A 674-nucleotide genomic window follows, 5' to 3' on the forward strand; every position below is an offset into this window, starting at 1 on the left:
ATTTAAGCTGGGATTCCCAATAATACCTTGATTTCAGTACAGACCGAAAACCCGAAGAGAGTGCCTTCTTTTCGGGTTTTCTTATATAATCCTCGGATGGCTTCCATACCTTTAATCGTGGGTGAGGCAGTGCGTAAACTTCGATAGAATTTATTGCGTCTCTTTACTGGACGATGGTCTTGTTCAATCAAATTATTCAGGTATTTAATGGTACGATGTTCTGTCCCTTGATAAAAGCCGTATTCTTTTAGTTTCTTAAAGGCACTTGTAATAGAGGGGGCTTTATCTGTGACTACAACCTTCGGTTCATCAAACTGCTTCACTAACCGCTTAAGAAAAGCATAGGCTGCTTGTGTGTCCCGTTTTTTACGTAACCAAATATCCAAGGTTAAACCATCTGCATCGATGGCTCGATACAAATAATGCCATTTTCCTTTAATTTTGATGTACGTTTCATCCATTTTCCATGAATAAAAGGATTTTTTATTTTTCTTTTTCCAAATTTGATAGAGTAGTTTGCCATATTCTTGCACCCAACGATAAATCGTCGTATGAGAAACGTTAATGCCACGATCATATAAGATTTCTTGAACTTCACGATAGCTAAGGTTATAACGAAGATAGTAGCCCACGGCTACAATAATCACATCCTGCTGAAATTGCTTTCCTTTAAA

The 674-nt window shown here is 37.5% G+C and carries 1 protein-coding gene; it reads right to left on the reverse strand.

All coding sequences use genetic code 11. The annotated features are described in order from the left end of the window. Nucleotides 1-2 precede the first annotated feature (2 nt). Nucleotides 3-674: IS6-like element IS1216 family transposase (locus ACPC57_RS11595; protein WP_434067007.1), on the reverse strand; the 672-nt coding region annotated here is incomplete at its 5' end.

Source organism: Streptococcus sp. VTCC 12886, from assembly GCF_049893425.1.
In the GTDB taxonomy this organism is placed as follows: domain Bacteria; phylum Bacillota; class Bacilli; order Lactobacillales; family Streptococcaceae; genus Streptococcus; species Streptococcus suis_AA.